This is a genomic window from Streptomyces sp. NK08204 (assembly GCF_020400585.1).
In the GTDB taxonomy this organism is placed as follows: Bacteria; Actinomycetota; Actinomycetes; order Streptomycetales; family Streptomycetaceae; genus Streptomyces.
This window is the reverse complement of sequence record NZ_JAINVF010000001.1, coordinates 127,527-142,219: the sequence shown is the minus strand read 5'-3', so window position 1 is coordinate 142,219 and position 14,693 is coordinate 127,527. Positions and strand designations below refer to the sequence as shown.

General features: G+C 72.4%; 12 protein-coding genes and 3 pseudogenes. 6 read left to right on the top strand and 9 right to left on the bottom strand.

Features of this window, described 5'->3' with window-relative positions; translation table 11 throughout:
* Nucleotides 1–168: 168 nt before the first annotated feature.
* Entirely contained in the window at nucleotides 169–1,209 is a 1,041-nt protein-coding gene (locus tag K7G59_RS00630) for a PHP domain-containing protein (RefSeq protein WP_225829777.1), read from the bottom strand.
* 123 nt (nucleotides 1,210–1,332) lie between these two features.
* On the opposite strand from K7G59_RS00630, the gene K7G59_RS00625 reads away from it, so the two are divergent.
* The 3 genes and pseudogenes from K7G59_RS00625 to K7G59_RS00615 form a co-directional block, all read left to right on the top strand.
* Nucleotides 1,333–1,578, top strand: a complete 246-nt coding sequence (locus K7G59_RS00625; RefSeq protein WP_225829776.1) for a hypothetical protein — start codon at nucleotides 1,333–1,335, stop codon at nucleotides 1,576–1,578.
* Nucleotides 1,579–1,719: 141 nt separating this feature from the next.
* Nucleotides 1,720–2,673, top strand: a complete 954-nt coding sequence (locus tag K7G59_RS00620; protein ID WP_225829775.1) for a ribose-phosphate pyrophosphokinase — start codon at nucleotides 1,720–1,722, stop codon at nucleotides 2,671–2,673.
* A 9-nt stretch (nucleotides 2,674–2,682) separates the two neighbouring features.
* Nucleotides 2,683–2,910 (top strand): annotated as a pseudogene (locus tag K7G59_RS00615) (transposase); the annotation flags it as partial.
* 114 nt (nucleotides 2,911–3,024) lie between these two features.
* Here the strand turns inward: K7G59_RS00615 and K7G59_RS00610 are convergent.
* From K7G59_RS00610 to K7G59_RS00595, 4 genes are all read right to left on the bottom strand, one after another.
* Nucleotides 3,025–4,797 carry a hypothetical protein gene (locus tag K7G59_RS00610; protein ID WP_225829774.1) on the bottom strand — a complete coding sequence of 591 codons (1,773 nt, stop codon included), beginning with the start codon at nucleotides 4,795–4,797 and terminating at the stop codon, nucleotides 3,025–3,027.
* A 458-nt stretch (nucleotides 4,798–5,255) separates the two neighbouring features.
* Nucleotides 5,256–5,636, bottom strand: coding sequence for an anti-sigma factor antagonist (locus K7G59_RS00605; RefSeq protein ID WP_225829773.1), 381 nt, complete (start codon nucleotides 5,634–5,636; stop codon nucleotides 5,256–5,258).
* Nucleotides 5,637–5,875: 239 nt separating this feature from the next.
* Complete coding sequence (locus tag K7G59_RS00600; protein WP_225829772.1) at nucleotides 5,876–6,175, bottom strand: DUF4235 domain-containing protein; 300 nt, start codon at nucleotides 6,173–6,175, stop codon at nucleotides 5,876–5,878.
* Nucleotides 6,176–6,418: 243 nt separating this feature from the next.
* On the bottom strand, nucleotides 6,419–6,868 hold the full coding sequence (locus K7G59_RS00595) for a nitroreductase family deazaflavin-dependent oxidoreductase (protein WP_225829771.1): 450 nt from the start codon (nucleotides 6,866–6,868) through the stop codon (nucleotides 6,419–6,421).
* Nucleotides 6,869–7,113: 245 nt separating this feature from the next.
* Between K7G59_RS00595 and K7G59_RS00590 the strand changes: the two are divergent.
* Nucleotides 7,114–7,545 (top strand): annotated as a pseudogene (locus K7G59_RS00590) (nuclear transport factor 2 family protein).
* Between the two features lie 132 nt (nucleotides 7,546–7,677).
* On the opposite strand, the gene K7G59_RS00585 reads toward K7G59_RS00590, so the two are convergent.
* Nucleotides 7,678–8,559, bottom strand: a complete 882-nt coding sequence (locus tag K7G59_RS00585; protein ID WP_225829770.1) for an endo alpha-1,4 polygalactosaminidase — start codon at nucleotides 8,557–8,559, stop codon at nucleotides 7,678–7,680.
* A gap of 311 nt (nucleotides 8,560–8,870) precedes the next feature.
* Between K7G59_RS00585 and K7G59_RS00580 the strand changes: the two are divergent.
* Nucleotides 8,871–9,219, top strand: a pseudogene (locus tag K7G59_RS00580) (aldo/keto reductase); the annotation flags it as partial.
* 43 nt (nucleotides 9,220–9,262) lie between these two features.
* Here the strand turns inward: K7G59_RS00580 and K7G59_RS00575 are convergent.
* The gene (locus tag K7G59_RS00575) at nucleotides 9,263–9,964 is read right to left on the bottom strand and encodes a DUF4232 domain-containing protein (RefSeq protein WP_225829769.1); all 702 of its coding nucleotides are present in this window, start codon (nucleotides 9,962–9,964) and stop codon (nucleotides 9,263–9,265) included.
* Nucleotides 9,965–10,120: 156 nt separating this feature from the next.
* Nucleotides 10,121–11,512 (bottom strand): serine/threonine-protein kinase, encoded by a 1,392-nt coding sequence (locus K7G59_RS00570; protein WP_225829768.1) that lies wholly within the window; start codon nucleotides 11,510–11,512, stop codon nucleotides 10,121–10,123.
* Nucleotides 11,513–11,558: 46 nt separating this feature from the next.
* Between K7G59_RS00570 and K7G59_RS00565 the strand changes: the two genes are divergently transcribed.
* A complete protein-coding gene (locus K7G59_RS00565) occupies nucleotides 11,559–12,107 on the top strand; it encodes an RNA polymerase sigma factor (protein ID WP_225829767.1) in 549 nt (182 codons plus the stop codon).
* A 143-nt stretch (nucleotides 12,108–12,250) separates the two neighbouring features.
* Here K7G59_RS00565 and K7G59_RS00560 read toward each other — a convergent pair whose 3' ends face one another.
* Nucleotides 12,251–14,665 (bottom strand): SpoIIE family protein phosphatase, encoded by a 2,415-nt coding sequence (locus K7G59_RS00560; protein WP_225830230.1) that lies wholly within the window; start codon nucleotides 14,663–14,665, stop codon nucleotides 12,251–12,253.
* Between the last annotated feature and the right edge of the window lie 28 nt (nucleotides 14,666–14,693).

Below are 14,693 nucleotides of genomic sequence, written 5' to 3'. Positions count from 1 at the left end.
TTCCCGCCTGCCCGGTCACGGGTTTCCGACGGGTCCGGTCACCGGCTTCCCGCCTGCCCGGTCACGGGTTTCCGACCGGTCCGGTCACCGGCTTCCCGCCTGCCCGGTCACCGGTTTCCGGTCGGCCCGGTCACCGGCCGTGGACCCGGTTGTGTCACCGGAAGCGGCTCAACCGCCCGTCACGCGGACCGGCGTACGGCCCTCACGGGTCCAGGCCAGCAGCTCCTCGGCCGGCCACGTGGTGACCACCCGCTCTGCGGCCACCCCGCACTCCTCGGCGCGGGCACAGCCGAGGATCTGCCAGTCCAGCTGGCCGGGTGCGTGCGCGTCGGTGTCGATGGCGAACAGCACCCCCGCCGCCACGGCCTCGCGCAGCAGCCGCCGGGGCGGGTCGAGCCGTTCCGGACGACTGTTGATCTCCACGGCCGTACCGGACTCGGCACACGCGGCGAACACCTCGCCCGCGTCGAATTGCGACTCCGGCCGCCCCCGGCCCGTGACCAGGCGTCCGGTGCAGTGCCCGAGGACGTCGGCGTGCGGATCACGGACGGCGGCCACCATCCGCCGGGTCATCGCGCGGGCGTCCATCCGCAGCTTGGAGTGCACCGAGACGACGACCACGTCCAGGCGCTCGAGCAGGTCGGGCTCCTGGTCCAGCGAGCCGTCCTCCAGGATGTCGCACTCGATGCCGGTCAGCAGCCGGAACGGCGCCCAGCGCGTGTTCAGCTCCGCCACGACGTCCAGTTGCTCGCGCAGCCGCTCGGACGACAGGCCGCGGGCCACCGTCAGGCGCGGGGAGTGGTCGGTGAGGGCCGTCCACTCATGCCCGAGGCGGGCCGCCGCGCGCCCCATCTCCTCGATCGGACTGCCGCCGTCGGACCAGTCGGAGTGGGTGTGGCAGTCCCCGCGCAGCAGGGCCCGCAGTTCCCCGCCGCCGTCGGGGGCGAGCTGTCCTTCCGCCTCCTCCTCCAGGGCGCGCAGATAGCCGGGCACCTCCCCGGCCAGGGCCTCCCGCACGACCTGCGCGGTCTTGGGTCCGACCCCCCTGAGCGACTCCAGCGTCCCGGCTGCCGCTCGCTCGGCCGCCTCCTTCTCGGGCAGGGCGGCCAGCACCCGGGCCGCGGTGCGGAAGGCCCGTACCCGGTACGTGGGCGCGAGCGAGCGTTCCAGCAGGAAGGCGATCCGGTCCAGGGCCGCGACGGGATCCATGGTCACCTCCTGCTCGGCACGCACCTCCAGGGTTGCCCAGCTGCGGCGGGCCCGCACGACGGGGCCCCGCGGCGGCTGCGCCGGACGACCCGTCGCGGCCGGTTCCGTCCTACGCTCTATTGCATGACCGAACAATCAGCCCCTCACATCGCCCGGCCGCGGATCCTGGTGCTCGGGGTCTGTGCGGGCAAACCGGGCGACCGGCCCTTCCGGATCATGGAGATCGACGGTCAGGTGGTCGCCGAGGCCAGGACCGTCACCGACGTGCTGGAGACCGCCGCGGCCTACGGCATCGTCATCCACGACCTGGACGACCCGGACGTGGTCCGCTGGGTCGGCGGCGACAAGTACACCTGGACGCTCCACTGAGCCGGGCACGGCTCGCCCGTCCCTCCACCGCTGACCGGCGCCGCGACGGTACGAGGCAGGATCCTGTACGTCCCGGTGACGACAGGGGCCGGTTCGTAGCATGATCGGTGCAGCCCGTGCCGGCCATGCGAGGAGCGGATCGTGCGAGACATCGCCGTCTTCAGCGGCAGTGCCCATCCCGAACTGGCTCAGGAGGTCTGCGCCCACCTCGGAGTGCCGCTCAGCCCCATCCGGGTGAGCCGGTTCGCCAACGACTGCCTGGAGGTGCAGCTTCAGGCCAACTGCCGGGAACGGGACGTCTTCCTGGTCCAGCCGTTGGTCCGGCCGGTGCAGGAGCACCTGGTGGAACTGCTGCTGATGTGTGACGCCGCCCGGGGCGCCTCCGCCGCCCGGATCACGGTCGTCATGCCGCACTACTCCTACGCCCGCTCCGACAAGAAGGACGCGCCGCGCATCTCCCTGGGCGGACGGCTGGTCGCCGACCTGCTGGTGGCTGCGGGCGCGCGCCGGGTCCTCGCCATGACCCTGCACGCCCCGCAGGTGCACGGCTTCTTCTCGGTCCCGGTGGACCATCTGCATGCGCTGCGCGAACTCGCCCTGCACTTCCGGCAGTACGACCTCACGCGCACCACCGTCGTCTCCCCGGACCTCGGCAACGCCAAGGAGGCAGCCGCCTTCGCCCGGCTGATCGGCGCGCAGGTGGCGGCCGGAGCCAAGCAGCGGTACGCGGACGACCGGGTCAGCATCAGCTCCGTCATCGGCGAGGTCACCGGCCGTGACGTCATCGTGCTGGACGACGAGATCGCCAAGGGCAGTACCGTGCTCGAACTCCTGGACAAGCTGCGCGAGTCCGAGCCGCGCTCGATCCGGCTGGCATGCACGCACGGGCTGTTCGCGGCGGGGGCCCTGAAGCGGCTGAGCGAGCAGCCCGACGTCCTGGAGATCGTCTGCACCAACACCGTGCCCGTGCCCGCCGGTGAGCACACCGACAAGCTCCGCGTCCTGTCCATCGCCCCCGCCCTCGCCGAGGCCGTACGGCGCATCCACAACGGGGAGTCCGTGAGCGCCCTGTTCGACGAGCCGCGCACCGCCTAGTACGCCGCGCTGACCGTCGATGACACCGGCCTCCTCGAGGACGCGAATGCCTCGGCGTGCGTGGCCAGGCAGTACACCGGCACCGCGGGCAAGGCCACCGACTGCCAGGCCGGGGTGTCGCTGCACCTGGCCTCCGACGGCGCCCCGGCGGCTGTCGGCTGGCGGATGCTTGTGCCCGAGAGCTGGGATCCGGCCTCGCCGAAGGCCGTAGCCCTGCGGGTCCGGCCCGCCGGACGTGAGATCCGCAAGAACACCGACGGTCCGGAACTGCCGGTGCGTCGGCTGCCGGCCGAATGGCCCGCCACGGAGCCCGAACCCGTCCCGTTCTGGCTGTCCAGACCCGACCAAGCACTACTGGGTGCTGGGCGTGAGAGTGATGGCGAGCGTCGCGCTGTTGTTGACCGACCCGTTCGACCAGAATGCGGTGCTCGTGTACTGCTGGGTGGAATCGATGAGCGACTGCCAGGTCCCGAAGTAGAGGTTCCATTCGAGGAACGGCTGCCCGACCTCCCAGAACACTGCCCTGAACTGTGCGTTGGGGCTCGAGCCCTGCTGCTGGAACTGGTATCCCACGTACCAGCTTCTGCCTTTGGTCGGGCCGTCGGACGGGCCCGGAGCCGTCGTCGGGTAATCGATGATCAGCTGTTTCGTGTTGTCGTTCGGGTCGGGCAGGTAAAAGAAGTTGTTCGGGTCCGTCTTCGGGTCGGCGTTCGCGTTGTCGGCCGTCAGGTCGGCCGTGACGGTGCTCCCGCCGTAGTCCTCGATGGGGTTGACGTCGGGGTCGACGGTCAGCGTGTAGCTCCCGGTGGCCGAGAACACCTGGGCCGACAGCGTCATCGCGCAGTCGCCCGCCGAGATCGGCACGTTGACGGTCGCGAGGGTGTCGACGAGTCCCTTCAGCTCGTACGTCGTCTGGCCGGTCTGCGGCGGGGCGTCGCTGGAGCCGGCCGCGAGGTGAAAATTGATGTCCTGCTGCCAGGTCTGGTCGGCGGCGCCGGCCCACTGGTACTCGTAGGTCGGGTCAGTGGTGGTCGGCTGGTTCGTCAGCTGCCAGTTGGTGGTGCCGCCGCTGCCGTCGTCGTCGAAGGCGAGCGTGGGGGCGGCGGACATCCCGGTGCACATCCACTTAGGGAAGCTCAGTGTGAGGGTGGTCGTCGTTTCGCCGGTCTGGAACCGTTTCGACGGCACGTCGTCCCGCTGCGGATGGACGATGTTGCCGTAGACCAGGGGGTGATCGGTGTCGGACCCGTCGTACTGCACGCCGGTCTGCAGGTTGGTCGGGGAGATGTAGTACGTGGCGAGGTCGACGCCGCCGGCGGTGGTGATCTGGTGTCCCTTGCGGATGACGCCGATCGCCAGGTGCAGACCGACCTCGGCAACGATGCGGAACCCGGCGATGTACTTGAACGCGTCGCTGATGATGGCACTCGGCTCGGCGGGGGGCTCGGCCCCGGTCGGCGGGACATCCGGCACCCACCCGAACAGCTCGACCCGCCCGCCGCCGAAGACCAGCGGGATCCGCAGCGGGCCGAGCGGCGGCCCCTCGTACCCCAGATAGGCCCCCACCAGGTGCGAGGTGCTCTCCGGTGGCAGGAACCAGAAGCTCAGGTCGAGCGGGACCGGTGCCAGCGTCGCGCTGTAGCCGATGTCGACCCCGATGGTCTCCGCGTACCAGGCACGGCCCACAACCCGGTTGGGCGTCCGGAAGGTACCGACCTTGTAGGGCCACAGCCACACCAGTTCCGCCCCCGCCTGGCCGCCGATGACGACGGCCGCCTCGGCGCTCGCGGTCACCAACCCCATCCCCTTGCAGCCCTGACGCGCGGCCGATGCGCCGAGCGCCGCCACCGCCGGCAGCTGAGTCAGGCGCTCGGCCCGTTCCAGTGCTTCCGGGCCGAGCCGTCCGTCCGGGCCGACCCGAAGCGGTTCGAGCTCCCGCAGGTCCGGGTGCTGACGCAGCTGCTGCTGGACCGCCACCGCCTCCTTGATCAGCGGACCGTAGGTGTACTGGAAGCGCCGGATCTCCTCGGCCACCTCCTCGACCTGGCGTACCCATGCCGGGTCGCCCGTCGGCGCTGCCCCGGACACGACTTCACGAAGAGCTTCTTCCAGTGAGCTGAGCATGCTGCCTGCCTCCCTGCGTATGTGCTCGGCCGCGGTGCGGTCCGTGGGTCACCAGGAATCGGCGACAACCTAGAAATGACAATAGGGAGAAATTGGATGAAGGGTGCGATGTGGAACCGGGTCGTGGAGCCCGAACGGGGAATCTGCGAGCGCCGCGACCATCAGCGTCTGCTTCGTGCCGAAGCTCAGCCGGAGCCGCGGCCGGGATTCCCGCCGTCGGAACGTCGCCCGCTCGAACACGGCCGTGCGGGTGAAGGTTGCACCGTTGACGTCGGGTTGCCTTCAACGAACGTGTCACGAGCCTCGAACGGCGAGGTTCGTGCCGGTGAGAGCGATCCTCGTCGATCTTCCAGCGGCATCTGGCAACACGGACCAGACCGGCGGCCGGCCCCGGCGCCGCAGTACTGGCCCAGGACCAGCGGCGCGGACCTCGTCGTCGGCCGCCCTCGGACGGTCGTTCACCACGAGCCGGACGTGGCCCCCGACTCTTCCAGGGCAGCGTCCGGTGTCGGGTGTGCGGGCAGCAGCCGGGACAGGCCGGTGACCCGGAAGACCCGCAGGGTCAGCGGGTGGGTGCACACCAGGTGCAGTTGACCGCCGTGCTCCAGCACCCGGGCGCGGGCCCGGTAGAGCAGCCGCAGCCCGGAGCAGTCGAAGAACTCGACCGGCCGCAGATCGATGACCACGCGGGGGCCGGCGCGCTGGGTGACCCGGTCCAGGTGCGGCGTGATCTCCGCCGCCGCGGCGATGTCGATCTCGCCCCGGAACTCCAGGACCGTGTGCCCGCGGTACGTGTGCACACGCAGATGCCGGGTGAACGGTGCGGACTGGTGTCGCACGACCACCTCACCTCCCACCTGCGCCCGGAAATCGCTTCCCCGACCGTCAAGTTACCCTCGATGGAAGGAATTTGAGCATGTTCGATTGACATATGTCTTCGAGTTTTCGGCCGTGTCGCCCGACGGGTTTCGGTCGGCGGGTTCGGTCAGCTCCTGCAGGCGGCCCGCGCCGCCAACGGCCGAGCGAACCCGGCCGCACCTGGCGCGCCTACAGGTGGTGCACCCGGACGAGGCGCGGGTCAGTCCCGGGCGGCCTTGGCAGGCACCGGCCACGACCCCGTCGAACGGGCGATGGCCTTCGCGCCGGTGCGGTTCACGGCGCTGCGTACGACCGCGAAGACGGCGCCCTCCACCGCCGCCGCGAGCAGGATCTCGCCCCAGCCGCGGTCCCGGTCCAGCGCGTCGGGCACCTCCTCCTCGTGCCTCAGCGTCAGCCACGCCTTGCGGAAGGCGAACGTGGCGAGTGCCCCGCCGGTCCAGCTCAGCACGAACCCGATGGGCGCGTATGCGAGGGGGAGCTTCTTCTTCTTCTTGGCCACGCGTCTCTCCTTGCGGTCAGGGCCCACTCGTACTGTCGTACTGTGCCCCACGCGCGGCGGCCCGGCCCGGCAGGCGCCGCTGATCGGCTGTCACGGCGGGCACGGGAGAGCCCCGCCGTGACGGGGGAACGCGGCGGGGCTCGTCGCACGCGTTCCCACCCTCCAGCCGGTTCATGCGTCCCGGAGACGGATTTTTCCGAAAACGGCCGCTGCCCGGCCGGAACCGGCTCCCGCGCCGGCCCCTCAGCCGGCGTCGAACGGCTCCAGCACGAAGACCGGGATCTCCCGCGAGGTCTTCTTCTGGTAGTCGGCGTACGGCGGGAACGCGGCCACGGCCCGCTCCCACCACTCGGCCTTCTCCGCGCCGGTGACCTCACGGGCCCGCATATCCCGCTTGACCGGCCCGTCCTGCAGCTCGACGTGCGGATCCGACGTGACGTTGAAGTACCAGACGGGGTGCTTGGGAGCACCGCCCAGGGAGGCGACGGCCGCGTACCGGCCTTCGTGCTCCACCCGCATCAGCGGCGTCTTGCGGATCTTCCCGCTGCGGGCGCCGCGGGTCGTCAGCACGATCACCGGCAGCCCGGTGTCGCGCAGGGTCGTCCCCTGCGTCCCGCCGGAACGCTCGTACAGCTCGACCTGCTCGCGCACCCACTGCGTCGGGCTGGGCTCGTACTCGCCCTCAAGAGGCATGGCATCCGTACCCTTCGTCGGTTCCACGGCCGTCTCGCACCCGGTTGCCGGCACCGGTGGCCGTCCGGATCATCCGTACCACGGATGCCCTCGGCCGGTGGCCCATGACCTCGCGGGCCATCGTGCCGGGTCGGCGGCCGCGGCAAGGTGGTGGGCGCCCCGCAGACCGCCGGCGTCCCGCCGAGACAGGAACAGCCTCATCCACGTCCACGTCCACGCCCCGCACCGCCTCGACCCGTTCCGCCGTGGAGGAACTGCTGCACAGGACGGCCAGGGCGACCCGGAGCGCATCGCCGAGCTGTACGCACCGGACGCCGACTGGCGGCTTGACCGGCCCGAGGAGGAACGCGGCCGCGCCGACACCCCGTGGATCCGGCACCGTTCCACCCGCGCCGACGCCGCCGCGCACTTCCGGGAGCTGGCCGCGCACCACGTCCCGGAGAAGGCGGACACCCGCATCGAGCGCATCCTGGTCGATGCCGGCGACGCGGTCGTCCTCGGTGAGATCCGCCAGACGGCGGCACCTACCGGCCGCTCCTGCACCGCCCGGCTCGCCCTGCACCTACCGTCCGTGACGGCCTGTTGACGGCCTGGTCGTACGCCACCACGTGTACGAGGACAGTCTCGCGGTCGCCCGTGCGTTCGCGCGGTCCGACGGGGCCTCGCGTATGCCGTGAGCGTCGGCGGACAGCTCTCTCGTGCCGGTGCTTTCCGGTCAGAGAGCGCGCCTGTCTCCGTTCTTCGAGGCCTTCCGTGACGGGACTGCGGACCGGGCGCTGTCACCGCGCCGGACGGCTGAGGCGGAGGCATCAGCGGACCCGGCGGACGTAAGAAGCGCTGCCCGGAGTGGAGACCCCGACGTCCCGGCGGACGATGCTCAGCCGCTCGCCCCAGCGGGCCAGGGCCTTGCGCAGCCCGCTGTCGGTGTACTCGATGTCCACGACCCGGTCGTCGAAGGCCTTGGCGTACAACTCGCACTCGTCGTACTGCCCGCACTCCTCCGTGACCGCGAAGTCAAGCCCGGTCCGCTCGCGCTGCCCGGCCAGCTCCGCGGTGTTCTTCTGCGCGATGGCCAGGTGCCGGGCATGTGCGTGCCGGGACAGCAGGGTGACGAACGCGGTCGCGTCGGCCGCGGTCAGCAGGTGCCGGGAGCGGCTGTAGCTGTCGTAGTTGTCGGGTTCGACGGCGTCGAAGCCCTTGGCCGCGCAGCCGTCGATCCACCCGTTCACCCGCTCGGCCACCCGCCTGCGCTTGTCCGCGGTGCGGATGTCGAGCAGTGGCTCGTTCCAGTCCTCGTCGATCACGACCCCGCCGTGCGCGTCACGCAGCAGCAGATCGGCCGGCCAGGAGCCGCGTTCGGCGGGCTGCGCCTGGAAGGCGTTGACATAGCAGATGTTGTACAGGCCGGGCGCGGGGGAGTCGGACCGGTCGCGGCTGACGATGCGGACGCCGGGGGGCGGGGGATAGGACCCGCCGATCTGATAGTCGAACCCGGCGTGGCGCGGTGGCAGCCGCACCGCCCCGGACTTCGGCGAAGTCCGCGTCTCGGGCCGGGTGTTGCCGGAAGCCTGACCGGCGTCCCGGGCCGAGTCGCACCCGACAAGCGTCGACAGGGCGAGGCATACGGCGAGCACGGTGGCGCCGACGGCTGCTGCGGGGCCCGCGGCGCGGGTGACACCCTTGGGAGGCACGTCCGCTCCATCCTGCACACGCCGGGCGGCGCGGCACATGGAGGATCAAATCGCCGCCGCACGGTCGTGGTCAAGTCGGCACCGCGGTCGCGTCGTAGGCTGCGCGACGACCACCCGTCCTGAAGGCGAAGACAGCAACGATGCAGTAAGTGAAGCTCGGTTCGACGGCCTGGACGTGTCGCGGACGTCCGGGGCTGCACGGTCCACGGCCTGCCCGACCGAGGCGTGCACGAGTGGCCCCGGCCGAGGAGGCCTCCCGCCCGCTGATCCGACAGGCGGACAAGGTGCACCGCATCAGGGCCGGTTCGATGGATCAGGGTGTCGCCGTACTGCCGTGGAGGCCGCGGGCGGCTCATCCGGGACTGGGGCACGGTCACCGAGCGCAGCGCGGGCGACGACATCGGCAGCCGCCCGTACCTGGACGGCGACCGGACCATCGTCGAGGCCGTCACCCGGGTCGCGGGCGAGCGGGGTGTCCCGCGCGCCCAGGTCGCCCTGGCCCGGCTGCCGCACCGGAACACCGTGGTGGCACCGATCGTCGGCGCGGCCGGGCCGCGGCACATCGAGGACGCCGTAGCAGCCGTCGAACTGGAGCTGGGCGAGAGGGAGGCCGAGGAAGGGGAGCATGCCTGCACCCCGCGCCCGATCACCGGTCACTGAGCGCCCGTCGAGCGCTCAGTGAGGGCCGTGCGCGTGCGTGGGGTCAGGGGCCGGTGCCGGGGCTGAACACGCTCAGGAAGACGGTGGACGAGTTCCCGGAGACCGGCACCGCTCCGCCCGACCACACCACCTTCAGCTGATCCTTCTCGTCCGGCGGGGTGATCAGCAGGGTGGCCGGGGTGGCCGTCTTCGCACCGCTGATCCCGGGGTTGGAGAAGGTCAGCCCCGCCCAGGCGCTCTGGCCGGGGTCGAGGGTGACCGTCACCGGCGAGCCCGACTCCCGCTTGGGGTCGGCGCCGAGCTGGGTGCCGGAGGCGTCGACGAAGGCCGCGCCCGGATAGCCGCGCACGGTGCAGGACCGGGCGGAGGCGTTGGTGACCACGACGGGAAAGTTCTCCTGGCCGGCGCCCGGGTCGTTGCGGCCCACGGAGGCGCGCAGCTGCGAGGTGTGGCAACGGGTGTCCGTCGCCGCGGTCGTACCGCCTCCCGAGGGGGCTGACGTCCTCGGCCCGGAGGACAAGGCCGGGGCCGAGGGCCGGCCGGCCGGGGTGGAGGCGCCGGCGGCGGACGTGGCGGAGGCCGGGCTCTTGGTGGTGCCGGTGGCGGGTGCCGCCGTACCCGGTGCCGTGACCATGGGGTCGCTGTGCCGGTCGGAGGCGCCGCCGCAGGCGGTCAGGACGCCCAGCACGGCGACCGCGCCCACGAGCATGGCCCCGCGCCGCGCGGCCGAGGGTGTGTACACCATGTCGCTCAACACTCCTGGATCTTCACGGCACGCGCGCTGCGCGCGCCTACGGCGCCGAGTGCGCCGTCATGACACTCCGATGCGCGCGCCGACGGAAAAGTTCTCCCCACTCACCGTTCTTTCCCTCACCTTGACCGACGGACGCACTCCGGCGCGTCAGCTCACCCTCAGTGAGCGCAGCACCCGGTCTGTCGCGTCGCCCGGACCCCGCTGGCGCACCTGCACGTACACCTGCGGCCCGGCGGCACCCTTCGCCGGTCTCAGGGCGGACTCCGTCACCGAGCCGCCGTCCGGGCAGCCGGTCCAGGCGCGTACCGGGCCGTGCCAGCGGGCGTCGGCGAAGAGGCGGCTTCCCGAGTAACGACAGCCGGAGTGGGTGAGGGACTGGACGTGGGCGGTCAGGTCGCCGTAGTGGCTGACCCCGATGAACACGCCGTCGACCGCCGCAGCCAGGTCCGGCCACCGTGCGAGGTCGTCGGCGACCAGCAGGCCCGGCTCGTGCCCCGCCCGCAGCCCCAGCGCGCCCGGGTTCCAGCCGGAGTCGCGCAGTGCGCGGCCCCAGCCGGCGGGAACGCGGGCGACCACCCGGCCGGTGGAGTCCGACACCCGTGTCTCGTCCGCCGTGCCGTGCCGGCCGGTCAGCACGGTCCCCGTGACCGCGGCGGCCCCCGCGGCCAGCACCGCGGCGAGGGCCAGGGTCACGGTACCGAGCCTGCCGCGCACGGCGTCCAGGCGCCTGCGGCCACGCTGCGCGGGCGAGCCGGCCGCCAGCCGGTCCAGCTCGTCCGCGTACGCCTGCGCGCCGGGCCAGCGGCGCGCGCGGTCCGGCTCCAGCGCACGCAGCAGCGCCCGTTCCACGTCCTCGCCGAGGTCCGGCCGCAGCCGCCTGGGCGGTACGACCTTTCCGGGCGGCCCCGGCACGGTGCCGGTGACCAGCTCGTAGCCGACCGCGCCCAGGCTGTAGACGTCGGCCCGTTCGTCGATGCCCTCTCCGGGCTCCGCCTGCTCCGGCGGCCGGTACCCCGCCGAGCCCGCAGCCAGGGTGAGCATCGAGGCCTGGGCGAGGCTCTTGGCCAGCCCCAGATCGGCCAGCAGCACCCGCCGCTCGCCGTCCGGCGCGGTGTGCAACAGCACATTGGTCGGTTTGATGTCCCGGTGCACGATGCCCGCCTCGTGCAGCGCGGCGGCGCCGCGCGCGATCAGCGCCGTGAGCCGCAGTGCCTGCGCGACCGGAGGCCGACCGGCGGCCAGCAGATCGGCGAGGGTGCCCCCGTCGGCGTACTCCATGACGAAGTACGGCCTGCCGTCAGGGAGTTCACCGATGTCGTAGACCTGCACCACCCGGCTGGAGCCGGCCCTGCGCAGCAGCCGTGCCTCGGACAGGAAGCGGTCGCGGATGTCGAGCCGGTGCGCCCAGTTCTCCGCGAGGACCTTCACGGCCACCAGAGCCTGCAGATCGTCGTCGTGGGCGAGCCAGACCGTGGCGAAGGCGCCGCTGCCCAGGCGCCGTTCGAGGCGGTAACGGCCGATCCGCTCCGGGGGGTGCATACGAGTATCATGCCTGCCCTGAGATCGATGCGAGGGGGACCCTTCCGTGCAGGACCCGGCGCCGCTCGAAGACCTCGCCCGGCGTGCCGCCACGGGCGACAGCGCGGCACTGGACCGGCTGCTGACCGGCATCCGGCCCGAGGTCGTGCGCCGCTGCGGGCGCTTCCTGCCGTGCCGGGAGGACGCGGAGGAGGCCGCCCAGGACGTGCTGTTCCAGGTGGCCCGGCACATCACCGGCTTCGAGGGCCGCAGCCGCTTCGGTACCTGGCTGTACACGGTGGTCGCCAACTGCTGCCGGCAGAAGTACCGGGAGCTGAAACGGCGGGCCGCCGAGCAGCCGGCCGCCATCGAACCGGCCGAGCACGTCGACCCGCGCACCACCAGCGTCATCGCGGGCTCCCGCGTCGACCTGCTGGAGGCGCTGGACCGGCTCGAGCGCGAGCACCCGCAGTTGGTCGGGCCGCTGGTCTACCGGGACATCTGTCAGCTGGAGTACGCCGAGGTCGCCGAGCGCCTCGGTATCCCGCTCGGCACCCTCAAGTCCCGTCTGCACGAGGCCCGCAAGCAGGTCCGGCCCTGGCTCACCGCCGACTGACGCACCCCGCGCGCCCGGACCCGCCTCCGTGCCGACGTCTTTGCCGGCTGCCGGCCTTCCTCGGCCTGCGGGCCTGCGTCTGTGTCCGGGGCATCCTCCGGCTGTGGGCCCTGCTCGGCCTGCGGCCCGCCTCCGCAGGCGCCCTACGCCTCCAAGTCCTGCCATGCCTCCGAACCCTGCGACGCCTCATCGAACAGGGCCAGTTCCGCCCAGATCGTCTTGCCCTCCGCGATGTGCCGGGTGCCCCAGCGCTGGGTGAGCTGGGCGACCAGCAGCAGGCCCCGGCCGCCCTCGTCGAACGTCTTGGCCCGGCGCAGATGCGGTGCGGTGTGGCTGCTGTCGGAGACCTCGCAGGTCAGGGTGGCCGCGTCGTGGATCAGCCGGAGCCGGATCGGGTGGGAGCCGTACCGGATCGCGTTGGTGACCAGCTCGCTGACCACCAGCTCCGTCGTGAACGCGGCCTCGGTCAGCCCCCAGGCGTCCAGCTGCCCCACGACCTGCTTGCGGATCGGCGCGACCAGTGCCGGGTCGGCGGGGACGTCCCAGGTCGCCACCTGGGACGCGGGCAGGCCCTGGGTGCGGGCGAGCAGCAGCGCCACGTCGTCGGGGGCGCCGTCGGGCGGCAGCAGCGCGTGCAGGATGCGGTCGCAGGTCTCGTCCAGGGAGCCGGTGTACCTGCCGAGGGCCTGGTGCAGCAGTTCCCGGCTGGTGTCCGGGTCCTGCTCCCGGGAATGCACCAGGCCATCCGTGTACAGGGCGAGGACGGTGCCCTCGGGCAGTTCCACCTCGGCCGACTCGAAGGGGAGTCCGCCCAGTCCCAGCGGGGGACCGGCGGGCAGGTCGAGCCGGTCGGGCCGCCCGCCCGGCCGCAGCAGCACGGGCGGCGGATGCCCGGCCCGGGCCAGCGTGCAGCGCCGGGACACCGGGTCGTACACCGCGTACAGACAGGTTGCGCCGACCACGCCGGTGCTCTCGTCGCCGCCGGACTCCTCCGACAGCCGGAGCACCAGGTCGTCCAGATGCGTGAGCAGTTCGTCCGGGGCGAGGTCGATGTCGGCGAGGGTGCGTACGGCGGTGCGCAGCCGCCCCATGCTCGCCGAGGCCTGGATGCCGTGCCCGACGACGTCCCCGACGACCATGGCGACCCGCATCCCGGACAGCGGGATCACGTCGAACCAGTCGCCGCCCACTCCTGCGCTGGCCGCCGGCAGATAGCGGGAGGCGGCCTCCAGGGCCGCCGTGCGGGGAAGCGAGCGCGGCAGCAGGCTGCGCTGGAGCGCGAGGGCGGTCTCCCGCTCGCGCGAGTAGCGGCGGGCGTTGTCGATGCTGACGGCGGCCCGCGCGGTGATCTCCTCGGCGAGCAGTACGTCGTCCGCGGTGAACGGGTCCGGGCACCGGTGCCGGGTGAGCACCGCGACGCCGAGGGTCAGCCCGCGCGCCTGGATCGGCACCGACATCGAGGAGTGGATGCCGAACCCCCGCACCATCTGGGCGCGCGAGGTGTTCCAGGCCACCCACTGCCCCATGTCCTCCGCGGCCGACGAGGTCGTGATGGTGCGGCCCGCGGTGAGCGAGTCCGCCTGCGGGGAGAAGTCCGGGTAGGTCTCGAGCCGGCCCGGCTGGGTCACCGCCTCCGGTACGCCCGGCAGAACCGACTGGTGGGCGGCACGGCGCAACCGCACCGGCGCCGTCACACGGGCCGGGGGCTCGCTGCCGTCCTCCTGCGGGTCGAGCAGGTCGATGGTGACGAAGTCGGCGAGCACCGGCACGCACACGTCCGCCAGCTCCTGCGCCGTACGGGTGACGTCCAGGGTGGAGCCGATGCGGACGCTCGCCTCGTTCAGCAGTTGCAGGCGCTGCCGGGCCCGGTAGCTGTCGGTGATGTCGTGGGCGACCAGGGACACGCCCAGCACCCGGCCCTCGGCGTCCTTGACCGGTGCCATCCGGACGAGCCAGACGTCCGCCGGGTCCTCGCCGCAGCCGCGCGTGAACGTATGGTCCCCCAGCGCCCGGCCGGTGGCCAGCACCCGGAGCATGCTCCGCTCCAGCTCCTCGCTCTGCTGCCCGCCGCTGATCTCCGCGAACCGGAGACCGCGCACCCGCTCCTCGGGCAGCCCGACGACCTCGGCCATGGCGTTGTTCATCCGGCACAACCGCAGCTCGGCGTCGTACACGGCGACGGCGCACGGCAGCTGGGTCAGGCCCGCCGCGGCCAGCGGATCCTCCGCGCCGACGGGTTCGGCGCCGGTCAGCGGGGTGACGACCAGCCAGTTCCCCGGGTGGCCGTCATGCGCCGGGCGGTGGTGCGCGAGCAGCCACACCGAGACCGTACGGCCGTCCCGGTGGCGCAATCCGATGGTCCCCGCCCAGCGGGTGACGCCGGCTACGGGCGGGGTGCCGACAGCGGCGAGCAGGTCTGCGGCGGGGCGGCCCACCACGGCCTCGGCGGGGTGGCCGAGCAGGCGCTGGGCGCCCTCGTTCCACTCCACCAGGGTTCCGTCGTCGTCGATGACAGCCCGGGCCGTAGCCGCATCGTCAAACGGATAGACCCGGCTCATCGTCGCCGCTCCCAAGCGCACACTCACA

Excerpts from the sequence above, each read along its gene's own strand:
- K7G59_RS00630 (WP_225829777.1), bottom strand. The coding sequence starts at position 1,209 with ATGGATCCCGTCGCGGCCCTGGACCGGATCGCCTTCCTGCTGGAACGC.
- K7G59_RS00625 (WP_225829776.1), top strand. The coding sequence starts at position 1,333 with ATGACCGAACAATCAGCCCCTCACATCGCCCGGCCGCGGATCCTGGTG.
- K7G59_RS00610 (WP_225829774.1), bottom strand. The coding sequence starts at position 4,797 with ATGCTCAGCTCACTGGAAGAAGCTCTTCGTGAAGTCGTGTCCGGGGCA.
- K7G59_RS00595 (WP_225829771.1), bottom strand. The coding sequence starts at position 6,868 with ATGCCTCTTGAGGGCGAGTACGAGCCCAGCCCGACGCAGTGGGTGCGC.
- K7G59_RS00575 (WP_225829769.1), bottom strand. The coding sequence starts at position 9,964 with ATGGTGTACACACCCTCGGCCGCGCGGCGCGGGGCCATGCTCGTGGGC.
- K7G59_RS00570 (WP_225829768.1), bottom strand. The coding sequence starts at position 11,512 with ATGCACCCCCCGGAGCGGATCGGCCGTTACCGCCTCGAACGGCGCCTG.
- K7G59_RS00560 (WP_225830230.1), bottom strand. The coding sequence starts at position 14,665 with ATGAGCCGGGTCTATCCGTTTGACGATGCGGCTACGGCCCGGGCTGTC.